Source organism: Streptomyces sp. TS71-3 (assembly GCF_018327685.1).
Classification (GTDB): Bacteria; Actinomycetota; Actinomycetes; order Streptomycetales; family Streptomycetaceae; genus Streptomyces.
Map to the genome: position 1 here is coordinate 2,395,341 of NZ_BNEL01000003.1, position 15,244 is coordinate 2,410,584.

The window sequence follows — 15,244 nt, forward strand, 5'->3', positions numbered from 1 at the left end:
TTCTGCTGCGTGTGCGTGGCGTGCGCCGCGGCCGGGCGCAGGGGAGAGCCGACCGGCGAGGCGTGATCGCTGCGGCGGTCAGTCGGATGTCTCGACGAAGCGCTGGAGCTCGCTGCCGTAGCCGAAGTCCAGCGGCAGGGCGATCCCCGGTCCGGTGGGGGCGCGGACCAGGCCCTGGTCGTCGACGTGCCGTTCACGGACGACCCGCGTCGAGGTGACCAGGGACTCGTAGTAGGTGGTGTTCGAAATGGCCATGCACAGGTGGTGGTTGGGGATGTCGGAGCCGTGCACCTCGGCGCGGACACGGAAGGCGTCCGCGAGGTGGGCCGTGCGCATGGCGCCGGTGATACCGCCGCGCAAGGTCGTGCCTGCGCGCACGCCGAATGTGGCCGCTCCCGCCTTGATGAAGTCGGCCGAGTTCATGTGCGCGCCGTCCGAGGTCTCCGCGACCAGGAGCGGCACCGACACCGATTCCGCGAGCCGCTGGTACGCGCTGACGCTGAACTCGCGCATCGGCTCCTCGTACCAGAGGTAGTCCGCCTCGGCCAGCGCCCTCCCGAGGAAGAGGGCGTCGGGCAGGTCGAAGCCGGCTGACCCGTCGTACATCAGCGGTACGCCGGGGCCCACGTGCGCTCGCAGCGCCTGGCAGAGTTCCGCGTCGCGTCGTGCGTCGCCCCAGGCGTGGAGCTTGATGCCGTGGTAGCCGAGCGCCAGGCACTGGTCCGCGACGTCGAGGAACTCCTCCGTCGTGGCGAAGGTGGAGGTGGAGGCGTACGCGGGGATCGTCTCGCGGAATCCGCCGAGGAGACGCCACACCGGCTCGTCGTGGACGCGTCCCGCGAGATCCCACAGCGCGACGTCGATCAGGCCCAGAGTGGGCAGCGGCAACTCGTGGATGCGGTCGAGCTCCCACGCACGGTGCCAGAGCCACTCCCGCTGGAACGGGTCGGCACCAAGGAGCTCATCGCGGAAGACCCGGTCCACAAGGTCCTGGAGCATTGCGCCGGCTCCTGGCCGGGCGAACACCGCAACCCCCTCGGCTCCTTCGTCCGTGCCGATTCGCAGAACGGCGCCGTCGCCCGTCGGCGCACTGCCACTCAGCCCCCGTCGCCATGAGAACGGCGGGTCCGCCGGCGGAACGTCGACGCGGTGGACTTCGACATGAGTGATCTTCATCTGTGCTTTCTGCTCTGTGAGCGGGCCGGCGGGCGGACGACGCCCGATGGGGCCAGGTGTGAGCGGGCACCCGGATTTCGCGAAGGCTGCCGCGCGGATCGAGAAGGCCGCGACGAGGCTGTGGGCACAGGAGGGGGGCAGGATCTGCGGCAGCGGGACGTGTGGGCTCAGAGGTGAGAGTGCTCGCGCGGTCGGCTGCCGGAACGGTGGGGAAATCCTTCACCGAGAGAGCGCGACTGAGGGGAGCTGCTGCCTGCTGCGGCACACCCACCAGCGAGTGGCCGGCGTACCGAGCAGAGGGGTTTTCGCCCCGAAAGGACGGCAGGCCCGAACCCGGGCGGACATGGACCGGCTTGTCGATGGGCTTGCCGACGGAGTGCCTATGAGGCCGACACCTCCGGTGGCTGCTCTTGCCCGTGCGCCCGCGCCCGGTGTGGAGCCGTGGACGTGGCGCCCGGGGTGGCCAGGTTGAAGAGCCGGTCACGGATGCGGCGTTCGACCTGGTGGCGCGTGGTGTCGATATGCGCCTGCATCAGTTCGGTGGCCTTCTCGCCGTTGCCCGACGCGATGGCCTCGGCGATCGCGACGTGCTGCCTGCCCGCCGCCTCCAGCGATCCCGGCACATCACCGTGGAAGAGGAGGAGATCGGTCTGGGACATCAGCCGGCGGATGTTGGTGACGCTGGAGCGGAGGAAGACGTTGTGCGCGGCCGCCCCCACATGGTCGTGGAACGACTCGTCCGTCGCGGCGAACTCCTGCACGTCGCCGGCCGCTCCGGCTGCCAAGGACTCTGCGGCACTCCCGCGGATGGCCTGCACTTCCACCGGTGTCGCGAGCGTGGCGGCCTTGCCCGCGGTGTCGGATTCGATGAGATACCGGTAGTCGATCAGCATCATCACGTGTTCCATGCTGGTCGGCTTGAAGTGCGCGAGCCGGTCGTCGTCCAGCGCTCCCGGCGAGGAGGCCACGAAGATCCCGGCCCCCCTGCGCACGGTGAGCCGGCCGATCGCGGCCAGAATCTTGATCGCTTCCCGCGTGACGTTGCGCGTGGCACCCAGGATCTGGGCGAGGCCCTGCTCGGTGGGCAGCCGGTCCCCGGGCATCAGGTTCTGCTCGACGATGTAGGAGAGCAGTTGCTCGGCGACCAGCTCGTACCCCGGACGGTAGGGGGCGGCCGGTTTCCCGGCTTCCCAGGATGGCACTGCGTGTTCGCCAGGCATGAGGAGAGCTCCTCAAAGCTCGATGAGTCGGATTCATTTGCGCTGCTTCACTATGACACCCTCGTTACACGGAGGGAAGAGTCCGGTCAATCTTGTCTGCCTGTTGCGGCGCGCGTGGGGCAAAGCGAGTCGTGAGCGGCACCTTGTATCACTGGCCACCCCGTCCAAGGTTCTGGCGACACGATGAAGCGGACTCATGTGCTGCCCGCGATCGGATCCGTGCAGAGAAGGGAGACGCGGGAGATGTGGTGAGCCGGAGGATCGGCCGGCGGCCGTGGCGGCTGTGGCGGCCGTGGCGGAAGTGCGCTGGGCCGTGTCCTCTGGATCTTGGTCCAGAGGAGTCACGTCGCTTGTCCGCACACAACTTGGCGAGCTGGACGAAGCCGAAACGAGCGGTCAGGTATGGGGAGCGGTCGCGACCGGTGCCCGTCGGCCCGAGAGCGAGTCGGTGCCCACGGTCTCGTGACGGTCGTCCTCCGCACGCCCATGTCGGCGCTCAGCCTGCCTCGGAGGCCTTCCCCCCGGTTTCCGCCGAGGAGCGCAGGGTGCCGGTTTCGCCCCGGTGGGGCGCCGCGGTCCTGGTCTCGGGTACGTAGCGGATCAGCAGGAACGCCACGACCGCGGCGGATGCCGCCGTGAAGGCGAAGGAGGAGGCGTAGCCGAACTGGGCCGCCAGCACGGCGAACAGGAAGGGGCTCAGCGTCTGGCCGCCCTGGCCGGTGAACCGCCACAGGCCCAGGAACATCCCGCGCCCCTCGGCGGGTGCGACGTCCGCCCCGATCGTCTGGATGGAGCCGCCGGTCAGCGCCTGCGCGGCCACCCCGACGAGGAAGAGCGCCACGTACCAGAACACCGAGAACCGGAACAGCGCCGAGGCGGCCAGCGCGCACATGGCGAGCGCGACACCGGTGAAGCCCGGGACCATGGTGCGCTTGCGGCCGTAGCGGTCCATCAGCCAGCCGCTGACGAACCCGACGGGCAGGGTGATCGCGGCGGCGGCGGTCGACAGGTAGCCGATCTCCGCGGGCCCGAGGTGGTAGGCGAACGCCGCGTACAGGTGGAGCAGGTCGGCCTGTACGGGGCCGCGGGTGAGGCCCGCGAACAGGGCGACGCCGAAGTACACGAGCCTCGGCAGCACGAGACCGCGCAGCGCCGCGAGCCGTTCGCGCCGCAGCCGGCGCCCCGGGTCGCGCTTCCGGCGCGGGGTGTCCTCGGCGTACAGGTACGCGGGGACGAGCGCGGCGAGCGCCAGCACGCCGTAGACGACGAACGGGGCCCGTGCGCCACCGCCGCTCGCGAGGAAGCCGCCCACCAGGGGGCCGGCCAGCTTGCCCGAGTTGTTCATCCCGAACAGCCAGCTGACCTCGCGTCCCCGCCGGCCCGCGGCGGTCCCGTGCGAGATCGCCGCGAGCCGTGCCATCAGCCACATCTGCGCGGCCACCCCGTCGAAGAACCGGAGCACCAGCAGCGTGGTGAAGGAGTGGGTGAACACCACGGCGAAGGCCATGAGCGCGGTGAGCACCGGCCCCCCGAGCAGCACCGCGCGCCGCCCGAAGCGGTCGATGAGCCAGCCGGACGGCACGGTGCCCGCCAGATTGCCGAGGACGAAGGAGGTGACGACACCGCTGGCCGAACCGAAGCCGACATCGAAGGACTTGGCGAGGGTCGGCACCGCGGGCACCGCGACACCTGCCCCGAGGGAGAGCACGAAGGCGGGCAGGTAGGTGGAGAAGACCGCCTCCCGGGAGAGGGCGCCGCCCTCCCGACCGCCGCCGTCGCGGCCACCGCCCTCCCGACCACCGCCCTCCCGGCCTCGGTTCACCGCGGATCGCGGCATGCCATCGCCATCTCCTTTCCAGTGCCGTGGCGTTCCTTCGGGCGTGTCCTTCAGGCGTGTCCTCTTACGCAGGGGTGCCGGGCCCTGCCAGGTACCTTCCGACGGTCTCCTCGTCCAGCGTCACGGACGGGTCGTACTCGGGCGCGTCGTCCAACTGCTCCAGGTCGTTGAGGCCCGAGTGGCGGTAGATGCGGTTGATCGCCGAGATGAGCCGGACGGGGCGCCGCGGGTCGGCGTTGAAGTGCTGGTGGATGGTGTTCGGCGGGACGTAGATGACATCGCCGGCCTCCCATTCGAACCGCTGGATCTCGGGCAGCGGCTTCCAGTGGTAGGTGTCGGTGATCTCGACGTCGCAGTCCTGGTGCTCGTCGTAGCCGCGGCCCTGAAGGACGTAGAGGCACTCCTCGGCGAGGTGGCGGTGCCGGCCGGAGCGGCTGCCTGCCGGGATGATCTGCATGTAGGCGTCGACCGTCTCCATGCGCGTGTTCATGTCCTCGTTGATGAGGTGCTTGAGGATGCCCTGGCGGGACATCTCCCAGGGCATCTCCTGCGGGCGGATGATCTTCTTGCGGCCCGCGTTGCGCTGCGGGGCCTCGGTCGCCTCCTGCAGCAGCTGCCCGTACAGGGGCTGGTTGTCGTCCCCGGAGAGCCATGCGGCCGTCTCGTCCCACGCCACGGTCAGTAGCCCCCTTCAGGGTGGTTGAAGTCGTCCTCGCCCTCGCGTGCCTCGAAGCCCACGCCGCCCGGCTCCGGTTCGGGCGGCCGCGGTTCCACCTGCTTCTGGAAGAGCATGTTCATGAACAGGTACATGGGCTTGGTCTTGATGACGAGCGCGCGTGCCGGTTTGTCGGGGCTGGCGTTGAAGTGCTGGTGCACGCAGTTGTTGTGCACGATCGCCACGTCCCCGGCCGTCCAGTCGTAGCGGACGCCGTCGTGGATCTCGTAGCCGGAACCGTCGAGGATGTAGAAGGCGGCCTCGTTGACGTGGCCGTGCTTCTGCGACCTGCCGCCCGGGCCGTACTCCTCCAGGTGCAGGTGGAACGTCTGGGTGATGCCGTCCTTCGGTTCCACGTAGTGGCGGCTGTACGCCTGCGGTCCGTCGACGAACTTGATCTCGCTCGCCTTGCGGACGCGCGGCATCGAGCGGAGCCGTTTCAGCTCGGTGGAGAGTCCGTAGTCCCCTTCGATGGCCCGGACGAATATCCGGTTCTTCTGGCTGTGGTAGAGCCCCGCCGTCGCGGGGTCCTCAGCCGGGGATGCCGGCTCCGGGTCCTGCCCGCGGTGGTCGCCCTCGGGTTCGGGCATCGTGCCTCCTCGCTCTCGGCTCAGTTTGGACGATAGAAAGAATGGTATGGCCTTTCTGTTCATTCTGGTCGGCGGGACCGCTGGGCAAACGCCACCACGGCCCATCGGGTCCCTCGTGCGGAAGGGCGACAGGCGACCGGGTCACCGCGGAAGGGCGACTGAGTCACCGATCCCGTCGCCGCGCGCGGGACACGGGGTTCAACTCGCCGCGAAGGGGGCGGCCCCGCTCGTGGCTGTCCCACCGGCCTCCTGGTCGAGCACCCAGCCGGCGGGAACGAGTCCGCGGTGCGCGGCCGGCGCGGTGGCGTACTTCCACACCTTGCGGGCGTGCTTCTCCCGCTTGAACGTGGCCAGGAAGCGCGCCAGCTCGTCGCCGGACAGGCCTTTGACGGTGCCCATCCGGGCCGCCAGTGCCAGAGCGCCCGCGTTCTCCACGAAGTGCACGACGTCCGCGTACAGGGCGCGGACGTCCGCGGCGACGATGACCTCGCCGTGTCCGCGCAGCAGCAGGGCATGGCGCGTGCCGAGGGTGCGGGCCACGTCCTGTCCCTTCCGCGGGTTGTCGACATGCGAGGGGTCCGGATGGACGGGGATGCCGTCCGCCCAGCGTGCGGCGTGGTTCTTGACGGGGACCAGGGGGACGTCGTCGACGACGCTGAACACCGTGGTGGGGTCGTGGTGGAAGTGCGCGACGGCCCCGGCGTCGGGGCGGGCCCGGTAGACCTCGGTGTGGATGAACACCTCGGACGGCGGCTCCCCGTCGTGCGCGATCGGGGTGCCGTCCAGGTCCACGAGGAGCAGCCGTTCGGGTGCGAGCGTTGCCCTCACGTCGTGCGATCGCTGGATGATCAGCAGGTCGGTGCCGGGCACGCGGGCGCTGACGTGGCCGCTGTAGTTGAGGATGCCGCTGTCGACCAGCATCCGGGAACAGGTGGCCACCTCGCGCCTGAGCCGGGCGTCTTGCGCTGCCATGGGCCGATTCGCCTTTCAGGACTGCGGTCACGTTGGTGAGCGCGGCCGGTGCCGGACCGCCGGATGCTCCTATGGATGTCAAGCCGCAGGAGCGAGGTCGGTTTGCGTGATGTGGTCGGCTGGTGTGCTGGTCAGAGCGCGGTAGATCTCGCGGGCGACGAATCGTTTGAGGCAGCGCATGATGTCCTTCTTGTTCAGCCCTTCCTTGGTGCGGCGCTCGACGTAGGCGCGGGTGCGTTCGTCGTAGCGCATGCGCACCAGCACGATGGTGTGCAGAGCGTTGTTCGCGGCCCGGTCGCCGCCCCGGTTGAGGCGGTGGCGGTTGGTGCGGCCGGAGGATGCCGGGATCGGGGCGACACCGGCGAGGTGCGCGAACGCAACCCTCCGAGCGCGTGCGCTCGGGGTTGTCGCCGGCCGAGGCGAGCAGTTGGCGGGCGGTCTCGGGTCCGACGCCGAAGAGTTCCAGCAAAGCTGGAGCCGCCTGCTTGACCGGTGGCCCGATCTCGGGGTCGAGTTCGCCGATCTCGGCGTCCATGGCCTGGTGGCGACGGGCCAGGCGGCGCGGTGAGGCCCGGGTGGCCGCCAGCGGGCGGAACAGGTCGTCGCCGGGCCGCAGCCGGGCCAGGGTGCGTATCAGAGCGGTCCGGTCCAGGCCCGCGACCTGCTCACGCAGCATCGCCGGGGCAGAGACCAGCAGGTTGCGGATCTGGTTCATGGCCTGGGTGCGGGCCTTGACCGCGCTGCGGCGCGCGACCCGCAGGACACGTACGGCCTCGACCACGCCGTCGCGGCTCTTGGGAATGCCGGTGGCCCGTCCGGAGGCCACTGCCGTCGCGGCCGCGTAAGCGTCGATGGGGTCGGACTTGCCCTTCATCCGGCGCATCTTGCGGTCCGGGCGGTCCACGTCGACGACGGTGACCTCGGCGGCGGTCAGGACCCGGGCGAGTTCGGCTCCATAAGCGCCGGTGCCCTCGACCCCGACCGCGGTGAGAGCGCCGTGGCCGCGCATCCAGTCCAGCAGGTCCCGGTATCCGCGGATGGTGGCGGGGAACTCCCGATCGGCCAGGTGCCGGCCGAGCGGGTCGATCACAGCGGCGTGGTGGGTCAGGCCGTGGGTGTCGACTCCGCCGGTGATCTCCGGGCCGCCGTGCGTCATGCTGGTCATGTCCGTCCTTGCCGCTTGTCCGAGCCGAGGGCGGCACGCGCCGGCCGGGTGGCGCAGACAGGACATTGAGGGGGCTTCTGACCAAGCTCCTGACTTGTTGAATCGACCCCAGATGCTCGGTCTGCAGCCGTAGCGTCCAGGGTGTCGGTCGGCACGGGCCCGCAGTGCTCCTTGCCGCCCACGGGCTGGCTCACTGATAGCGTGCCGCCGCTTGCCGACACCCGCGCGGTGTGGCTCGACAGAGGCATGAAGGTGACACGGTGACTTCAAGTCAGGGTGCCCGCCGCACTCCCCTTCCTGTCTCATCGAGTGCGAGGGCAGCAGCCTGTGATCCTGATCGGTGTCGATCCCCACAAGTCGTCCCACACCGCCGTCGCCGTCGACACCGCAGGCGGCACGCAGCGCAGGCCACTCGGCGGCCGACCTGGTCAGAGGCATCCTCGACGGCCGCGGCGGGGGCAGCGCCGACACGGCGCAGGGCGGGGGCATGACGCCCGACCGTGCGACCGCCGCCCTGGAGGCACTGCTCGCCCTCCTCGCGTCACGAGGGGAGTCCTAGGACCGATGCCTCATCGGACTACGCCGGTGTCGCTGATAGTGTGCACCTGCATAATCCTTGCAATAAGGGAATGATGGAGGGCTCGCTGACCATGGCCACCTACTCGCTGCCTGAACTCCCGTACGACTACACCGCGCTCGAACCCGTGATCGACCCGCAGATCGTCGAGCTGCACCACGACAAGCACCACGCCGCGTACGTGAAGGGCGCGAACGACACCCTCGACCAGCTCGCCGAGGCACGCGACAAGGACCAGTGGGGCGCGATCAACGGCCTGGAGAAGAGCCTCGCCTTCCACCTCTCCGGCCACATCCTGCACTCCATCTACTGGCACAACATGACCGGTGACGGTGGCGGCGAGCCCCTGGCCAAGGACGGCGTGGGCGACCTCGCCGACGCGATCACCGAGTCCTTCGGCTCCTTCGCGCGCTTCAAGGCGCACCTGACGAAGGCCGCCGCGACCACCCAGGGCTCCGGCTGGGGCGTGCTCGCCCACGAGCCGGTGAGCGGCCGGCTGGTCGTCGAGCAGGTCTACGACCACCAGGGCAACGTCGGCCAGGGCTCCACCCCGATCCTGGTCTTCGACGCCTGGGAGCACGCCTTCTACCTCCAGTACAAGAACCAGAAGGTCGACTTCATCGAGGCCATGTGGAACGTCGTGAACTGGCAGGACGTGGCCAAGCGCTACGCCGCGGCCAAGGAGCGCGGCGACGCGCTGCTGCTCGCGCCCTGATCACGGCCCCGGATCGTCCGCCTCGTGATCGTCTTCTCACCTTTCACGTGCGGACGGAATGAGGGAGGGCTCCCGCGAGGACAGGACTCGCGGGAGCCGTCCTGTTCGCGTTCGGGGTGGTCCGTGCACCCGTCTCCCGTGTCGGTCCCGAGGGCGTGCACGCGGATGGCGCACGCCGGGCACGGCGCGGGACGGTACGTGGTATCCCAGGAGCCGGAGGGGAGGACCGCAATGACCGAGGGTGCCGGGGATGCCGGGGATCTCGCGCGGGGCGCGCGGGCTCGGGTCCACCCCGCTCTCCAGCCGCCGGAGCGGCTTGCCTTCGGAAGGGGCAACCGGGCAGGGCGGGAATCTCCTGGCCTGAGCCGGGCCGGACACGAAAACACGCCGTGGCCGGTGCCTCGGCAGCCTGAACGGGTGAACGGGTGAACGGAATCTTTGCGCTGTCCGAGGCTTCTCCCGGCGACGGTGACGTCGTGGGTGAGATCCACGCGGAGTCCTGGAAGGCCGCCTACGCCGGCTTCTTCCCCCGCGCGTTCTTCGACGGGGCGGTGGCGCAGCGTCGCGGCAAGTGGCGCGAGGTCCTGACCGGAGGCTCGGGCACCGCCCTGCTCGCCTCTCTCGACGGACGCCCGCTGGCCTTCTGCTACTTCGGGCCTTCGGCGGCGCGGCGGGCATCGGCTGAGATCTTCGGTTTCTACGGTCATCCGGACGGCTGGGGGTCCGGCATCGCCCCCGCCCTCATGACGGCGTCCCTGGACCGGATCAGGGAGAGCGGCTTCGAACAGGTCCACCTCTGGACGCTCCGGGATACGCCGCAGTCGCGTCGCTTCTACGAAAAGTGCGGTTTCACGGAGTCGGGCGTGGTGCGCGAGCACGACTACGGGGACGGCAACCCGCTGGCCCAGGTCGAGTACGAGCGGACCCTCGGCTGAGGATCCACAGCTCCGGCCGCCGTCACCTCCAGCCCAGCCGCGGCTCGCGCCGAGTGACGCACCCAGCACCCGACAGGGCCGGGCATGGCCATCTGACCGTGGCGCGCCGCACGGCCGGACGTGCTGTCCGTCCCGCCGTGCGGCGACGCAGTGGTGTGGCTGAGGAACGGCAGGTGGCTCACGAACCCCAGTGCAGGGCGATCGTGTCACCGACGTCGATCACCTGTCCGCGGCCGGCGCCGGTGAACGTCGACCCGTCAATGCCGGCCTTCCGGGTGCCGCTCCCGCTGTTGGACCTGCCGTTGAGCGTGGTGATCGTTCCGGTGCCCGATGCGGGGGTCACCCGTTCCGGTCAGCAGGAGGGCAGTTCCTCGCGGACCGCCCGGGCCGCGGCGACCAGGTTCTCCAGGGAGGCGCGGGTCTCGGGCCAGCCACGGGTCTTCAAACCGCAGTCGGGGTTGACCCAGAGCCGTTCGGCGGGGATGGCCTTCAGGCCGGTGCGGAGCAGGTCGGCCGCCTCCTGCGTGCTCGGCACGCGCGGCGAGTGGATGTCGTACACGCCGGGTCCGGCCTCGCGCGGGTAGCCGTGGCCGGCGAGTTCGCGGGCGACCTGCATGTGCGAGCGTGCGGCCTCCAGGCTGATGACGTCCGCGTCGAGGTCGTCGATGGCCTGCACGATGTCGCCGAACTCGGCGTAGCACATGTGGGTGTGGATCTGCGTGCCCGGCCGGCTCTGGCCGGTGGTGAGCCGGAACGCCTCCGTGGCCCAGGCCAGGTAAGCGGCGCGGCCCGCGATCCGCAGCGGGAGGGTCTCCCGGAGTGCGGGTTCGTCGACCTGGATGACGGGGGTTCCCGCCGCCTGAAGGTCGTTCACCTCGTCGCGCAGGGCCAGGGCGACCTGCCGGGCGGTGTCCCCGAGGGGCCGGTCGTCGCGGACGAAGGACCAGGCCAGCATGGTGACGGGGCCGGTGAGCATGCCCTTGACGGGCCGGTCCGTCAACGACTGGGCGTAGGCCGTCCAGCGCACGGTCATCGGCCCGGGGCGGGAGATGTCGCCGGCCAGGATCGGCGGGCGCACGTAGCGGGTGCCGTAGGACTGGACCCAGCCGTGTTGCGTGGCGAGGTAGCCGGTGAGCTGCTCGGCGAAGTACTGGACCATGTCGTTGCGCTCGGGCTCGCCGTGCACCAGGACGTCCAGTCCGGTCTTCTCCTGGAAGGAGACGACTTCCTGGATCTCGGCCTTGATGCGCTCCTCGTAGGCCGCACCGTCGATCAGGCCCGCCCGCAGGTCGGCGCGGGCGCCGCGCAGCTGTGTGGTCTGGGGGAAGGAGCCGATGGTCGTGGTCGGCAGCAGGGGCAGGCCGAGGCGGGCACGCTGGGCGGCCGCCCGCTCGGTGTACGGCTGGGAGCGGCGGGTGTCGGCCTCGGTCACCGCCGCGGCGCGGGCGCGGACGGCCGGGTCCCGGGTGATGCGGGATGTGGCCCGGGAAGCGAGGTGGGCGCGGTTCGCGCTGAGTTCGGCGGTGATCGCGCCGGTGCCGTGGGCCAGGCCCTTGGCGAGGGTGACGATCTCCGCGGTCTTCTGCCGGGCGAAGGCCAGCCAGCGCAGGATCCCCGGCTCGATGTCCCGTTCCGCCGCCGTGTCCAGCGGGACGTGCAGCAGCGAGCACGAGGCCGCCACGTCGACGCGGTCGGCGAGGCCGAGCAGGGTGCCGAGGGTGGCGAGTGACGCCGTCAGGTCGTTGGCCCAGATGTTGCGGCCGTTGACGACACCGGCCACCAGGCGCTTGCCGGGCAGGCCCCCGACGGCGGCCAGGGCCTCCAGGTTGGCCGCGGCGGCCTCGGTGAAGTCGAGCGCGAGCCCGTCCACGGGCGCCTTGGCCAGTATGGGCAGGGCCTCGCCGAGACGGTCGAAGTAGGAGGCCACCAGCAGCCTCGGCCGGTCGGTGAGGTCCCCGAGGTACCGGTAGGCGCGCTCGGCGGCGCTCAGCTGGGCCGGGGTGCGGTCCTGGACGAGCGCGGGCTCGTCCAGCTGCACCCACTCGGCACCGGCGGCCCGCAGGTCGGAGATGATCTCGGCATACACCGGAAGCAGCCGGTCGAGGAGGGTGAGCGGGTCGAAGCCCGCGGCCACGCCCGGGGCGGGCTTGGCGAGGAGCAGGTAGGTGACGGGGCCGACCAGGACGGGCCGGGCGGCCAGGCCGAGGGCGAGGGCTTCCCCCAGCTCGGCGGCCTGCTTGCCGGAGTCGGCCGTGAACACCGTGTCGGGGCCCAGCTCGGGGACCAGGTAGTGGTAGTTGGTGTCGAACCACTTGGTCATCTCCAGTGGCGCGACGTCCTGGGTTCCGCGGGCCATCGCGAAGTACCCGTCGAGAGGGTCGGCGGCGACGGCGTCCCGATGGCGGTCGGGAATCGCGCCGACCATGATCGTGGTGTCCAGCACATGGTCGTAGTAGGAGAAGTCACCCGTGGGAACCTCGTCGACATCCGCACCGGCCAGATCCCGCCAGTTGTCGCGGCGGAGTTCGGCGGCGGTGGAGCGAAGGGCATCGGCACTGACGCGGCCCTTCCAGTACCCCTCGATGGCCTTCTTCAGTTCCCGGTTCTGTCCCTGGCGGGGGTAGCCGTACACGGTGGCCCGTGCTGCCGCGGCTGCGGGCTTGCTGGTCACGGAAATCTCCTTCGCGAGATGTCTCCTGAGGATCCCGGCGACGGGATACGGAGGCGAAGGGATGTCAGACCGGACGAGTGACGCGCGCTGTCGGCGCGGTGCGCTGCCTGGTATGTACGCCGACCCGCCCACGAGGTCACCGGGATGTCCGCGTACGAGGCCGCACGCGGGCAGGTGGCAGGTCTTCGGACTCGCGGGCACGTCCTCACGGGGAGGACACCTACTGGCCGTCGCTTCCCGGGCCCGTTGCTCCGGGCCCAGTGCGTATGACGGCGGTCGTTCCCGCTCACCGCTGCGGGGCAGTCCCGGATTCCCACCGGGTTCCCTCTTGCGACGCCTCTGCCTGGCGGGCAGTGCGAACCAGCTGCACCCGCCACCCTAGACGGCGAGTGCCCTCCAGGGCAGCACGGCTCACCACACACGGGACATGAAAAGAGACACAGACGCGCCCGCGGACGGACGTGGAACGGGTCGGGAGCCGATCACGGTCCGCTCGCCGCTCCTTCGGGCGGCAGGTCCGCACAGGGGCCTGATTGACGGCTGGAGGGGCGGGCCGTACGCTCCGCGTGAAGTGATGGCTTGAGGAAGCTGGTGGAATTCCAGCACGGTCGCGCCACTGTGAGCCCGCCGCCGGAAGGTGGTCGGCAAGTCAGACACTGGGCCCTCACTCCGCCCGCACGCACCAGGGACGCACGATCCCAGAGGAGGGCTCACCTTGAGCAGCGTTTCCCCATCCCGTCCGGCGTCCTTGCCGGTGGTCCTGCCGGTCTCGAAGTCCGCCTTCTGGCTCGTCGGCACCGCGTTGATCGCGCTGGCGGTCTACTACTTCATCGGTGTCGACCAGGGCGCTGTCTCGGTGTTCGGCAACGACATGCACGTCCACGAGTTCGTCCACGACGCCCGCCATTTCCTGGGCTTCCCCTGCCACTGACCCCGCCGGCACCCGGACTACGGACAACTCGACATGGAAAAGAAGCTCATCCTGCGCGGCATACTCGTCGGCGCGGTCGCCGGTGTGCTCGCGTTCGTCTTCGCGCGGATCTTCGCCGAGCCGCAGATCGACAGGGCCATCGACTACGAGAGCGGTCGTGACGCCGCCCAGGCCGCCCTGGGCAAGGCCGCCGGTGTGCCCCCGGATGCCGCGGGCCCGGACCTGTTCAGCCGCACCATCCAGGCCAACGTCGGCATCGGTGTCGGCATGATCTTCTTCGGTATGGCCATGGGGGCGCTGTTCGCCGTGGCCTACACCGTGTGCCTGGGCCGTACCGGCCGTCTGCGGGCCCGCTCGCTGTCCCTGCTGGTCGCCGGCGGCGGGTTCCTCGGGTTGTACCTGGTGCCGTTCTTGAAGTACCCGGCCAACCCGCCCGCCATCGGCCACGAGGAGACCATCCAGCAGCGCAGCGGCCTGTATTTGATCATGGTCGTGTGCTCCGTCGCCTTCCTCGTCGGCGCCGTCTGGCTCGGCAGGCGGCTCCAGGCCCGTTTCGGCAACTGGAACGCCACGCTCCTTGCTGTCGCCGCGTTCGTCGTCGCGATCGGGATCGTGATGCTGATCCTGCCCCCGCTCGGCCATCTCGCGTACAACAAGGAGGCTTTCGGCAACCAGGCCACCGAGACCCCGCTGCCGCTGACCGATGCCAAGGGCACCATCGTCTACCCGGGCTTCCCCGCCGACGTGCTGTTCGCCTTCCGCTTCTACTCGGTCGGCGCCCAGCTCATCCTCTGGACGGTCATCGGCCTGGCCTTCGCTCCCCTGGCCGAGCGCCTGCTCCAGCCCGCGCGCCGAGACGCCGGCTCCCCCTCGCAGGAACCGGATCCCATCCCGGCATGAACAGCCCCACGGCGGTGAGCGCGCTGATCGAGGACGTCGCCGAACTCGGTCCGTTCTTCGCCGTCCAGGTCCATCCGCCCGGCACGGAGCCGTCCGGGCCCTGGCAGCAGATGTCCCGCCCCCTGCTCGAAGAACGTGTGTCAGGCGTACAGGAGTGGCTGGCCACAGCCGGTGGCCAGCCGCCCGGCGCGGTCGAGAGGCGGGTCGCGGCCTCCGTCTGCCACCAGGGGCTGGCCGCCCGGTTGGTCTCTCCCGCGCTGGCCGCCGCGGTGCTGCACGGCCTGGTCCTCGCTCCCGGCCTCGCGGATTCCCGGTGGCAGTTGGTGATCGGCGGCCCCGTTCCCCTGTCGTTGCCCGAAGGCGCCTTCGCCGGCGGCTCCACGGCCTCGCCCATCCAGCTCGCCGGCGAGCTGAGCCGCCGGCTGCTGGACGGCCCGCTGCGTGAACTCGCCGACGCGATGGAGGCGTTCTCGGTCTCGCGGCACATCCTGTGGGGCAACACCGCCTCCGCCGTCAACGGAGCGGCGACCATGATCACGGCAGCCCGGCCCGATCTCACCGCACGGACCCGCACGATCATCTCGCGCCTCCTGGACCAGCCCCCGCTGGGTGACGCCACCGAGACGACGCCCGACGGAGCCTTCCGGCGCCGCAGTTGCTGCTTGATCTACCGTGCGGCCCCCGGCGGCAGGGGGGCTCTGTGCGGGGACTGCGCACTGAAGCGCTGACCAGGTAGGTTCACCCGGCCGTCATCCCCTCAAGAGGATTCACCGTGAGCCGAAGCCCGGAGCCACGCAAGATCATCCTGGATTGCGTACCCGCTGTCGTGCTCACACCCGA

The 15,244-nt window shown here is 70.3% G+C and carries 14 protein-coding genes, 1 pseudogene and 2 riboswitches; of the genes and pseudogenes, 6 read left to right on the plus strand and 9 right to left on the minus strand.

The window, feature by feature from the left end:
- Positions 1 to 78: 78 nt before the first annotated feature.
- The 7 genes and pseudogenes from Sm713_RS34290 to Sm713_RS34320 form a co-directional block, all read right to left on the minus strand.
- Positions 79 to 1,176 carry an enolase C-terminal domain-like protein gene (locus Sm713_RS34290; protein WP_212913836.1) on the minus strand — a complete coding sequence of 366 codons (1,098 nt, stop codon included), beginning with the start codon at positions 1,174 to 1,176 and terminating at the stop codon, positions 79 to 81.
- Between the two features lie 380 nt (positions 1,177 to 1,556).
- A complete protein-coding gene (locus Sm713_RS34295; RefSeq protein WP_212913837.1) occupies positions 1,557 to 2,396 on the minus strand; it encodes a FadR/GntR family transcriptional regulator in 840 nt (279 codons plus the stop codon).
- 496 nt (positions 2,397 to 2,892) lie between these two features.
- Positions 2,893 to 4,233, minus strand: coding sequence for an MFS transporter (locus tag Sm713_RS34300; RefSeq protein ID WP_212913838.1), 1,341 nt, complete (start codon positions 4,231 to 4,233; stop codon positions 2,893 to 2,895).
- Positions 4,234 to 4,297: 64 nt separating this feature from the next.
- A complete protein-coding gene (locus tag Sm713_RS34305) occupies positions 4,298 to 4,909 on the minus strand; it encodes a cupin domain-containing protein (RefSeq protein ID WP_212913839.1) in 612 nt (203 codons plus the stop codon).
- A 2-nt stretch (positions 4,910 to 4,911) separates the two neighbouring features.
- Positions 4,912 to 5,538, minus strand: a complete 627-nt coding sequence (locus tag Sm713_RS34310) for a cupin domain-containing protein (RefSeq protein ID WP_212913840.1) — start codon at positions 5,536 to 5,538, stop codon at positions 4,912 to 4,914.
- 198 nt (positions 5,539 to 5,736) lie between these two features.
- Positions 5,737 to 6,510: a class II aldolase/adducin family protein gene (locus Sm713_RS34315; protein ID WP_212913841.1), complete on the minus strand. Its 774-nt coding sequence runs from the start codon at positions 6,508 to 6,510 to the stop codon at positions 5,737 to 5,739.
- A 78-nt stretch (positions 6,511 to 6,588) separates the two neighbouring features.
- Positions 6,589 to 7,675 (minus strand): annotated as a pseudogene (locus tag Sm713_RS34320) (IS110 family transposase).
- 340 nt (positions 7,676 to 8,015) lie between these two features.
- On the opposite strand from Sm713_RS34320, the gene Sm713_RS34325 reads away from it, so the two are divergent.
- The 3 genes from Sm713_RS34325 to Sm713_RS34335 all read left to right on the plus strand — a co-directional run bounded on the left by Sm713_RS34325 (position 8,016) and on the right by Sm713_RS34335 (position 9,902).
- Positions 8,016 to 8,234, plus strand: coding sequence for a hypothetical protein (locus Sm713_RS34325; RefSeq protein ID WP_212913842.1), 219 nt, complete (start codon positions 8,016 to 8,018; stop codon positions 8,232 to 8,234).
- 91 nt (positions 8,235 to 8,325) lie between these two features.
- Complete coding sequence (locus Sm713_RS34330; RefSeq protein ID WP_212915048.1) at positions 8,326 to 8,967, plus strand: superoxide dismutase; 642 nt, start codon at positions 8,326 to 8,328, stop codon at positions 8,965 to 8,967.
- 425 nt (positions 8,968 to 9,392) lie between these two features.
- Positions 9,393 to 9,902, plus strand: a complete 510-nt coding sequence (locus Sm713_RS34335) for a GNAT family N-acetyltransferase (protein WP_249416879.1) — start codon at positions 9,393 to 9,395, stop codon at positions 9,900 to 9,902.
- A gap of 178 nt (positions 9,903 to 10,080) precedes the next feature.
- On the opposite strand, the gene Sm713_RS34340 is transcribed toward Sm713_RS34335, so the two are convergent.
- Positions 10,081 to 10,245: a hypothetical protein gene (locus Sm713_RS34340; RefSeq protein ID WP_374196110.1), complete on the minus strand. Its 165-nt coding sequence runs from the start codon at positions 10,243 to 10,245 to the stop codon at positions 10,081 to 10,083.
- 9 nt (positions 10,246 to 10,254) lie between these two features.
- A complete protein-coding gene (metE, locus tag Sm713_RS34345; protein ID WP_212913843.1) occupies positions 10,255 to 12,573 on the minus strand; it encodes a 5-methyltetrahydropteroyltriglutamate--homocysteine S-methyltransferase in 2,319 nt (772 codons plus the stop codon).
- 175 nt (positions 12,574 to 12,748) lie between these two features.
- A riboswitch (cobalamin riboswitch) is annotated at positions 12,749 to 12,936 on the minus strand.
- Positions 12,937 to 13,156: 220 nt separating this feature from the next.
- Positions 13,157 to 13,230: riboswitch (cobalamin riboswitch) on the plus strand.
- Positions 13,231 to 13,288: 58 nt separating this feature from the next.
- On the opposite strand from metE, the gene Sm713_RS34350 reads away from it, so the two are divergent.
- From Sm713_RS34350 to Sm713_RS34360, 3 genes are read left to right on the plus strand one after another with little or no spacing between them, the layout of a single operon-like run.
- Positions 13,289 to 13,504: a CbtB-domain containing protein gene (locus Sm713_RS34350; protein WP_249416880.1), complete on the plus strand. Its 216-nt coding sequence runs from the start codon at positions 13,289 to 13,291 to the stop codon at positions 13,502 to 13,504.
- Positions 13,505 to 13,537: 33 nt separating this feature from the next.
- The gene (locus tag Sm713_RS34355) at positions 13,538 to 14,404 is read left to right on the plus strand and encodes a CbtA family protein (RefSeq protein ID WP_212913844.1); all 867 of its coding nucleotides are present in this window, start codon (positions 13,538 to 13,540) and stop codon (positions 14,402 to 14,404) included.
- Positions 14,401 to 15,132, plus strand: coding sequence for a (2Fe-2S)-binding protein (locus tag Sm713_RS34360; RefSeq protein ID WP_212913845.1), 732 nt, complete (start codon positions 14,401 to 14,403; stop codon positions 15,130 to 15,132). The genes Sm713_RS34355 and Sm713_RS34360 overlap by 4 nt, the downstream gene beginning before the upstream one ends.
- Positions 15,133 to 15,244: the final 112 nt, after the last annotated feature.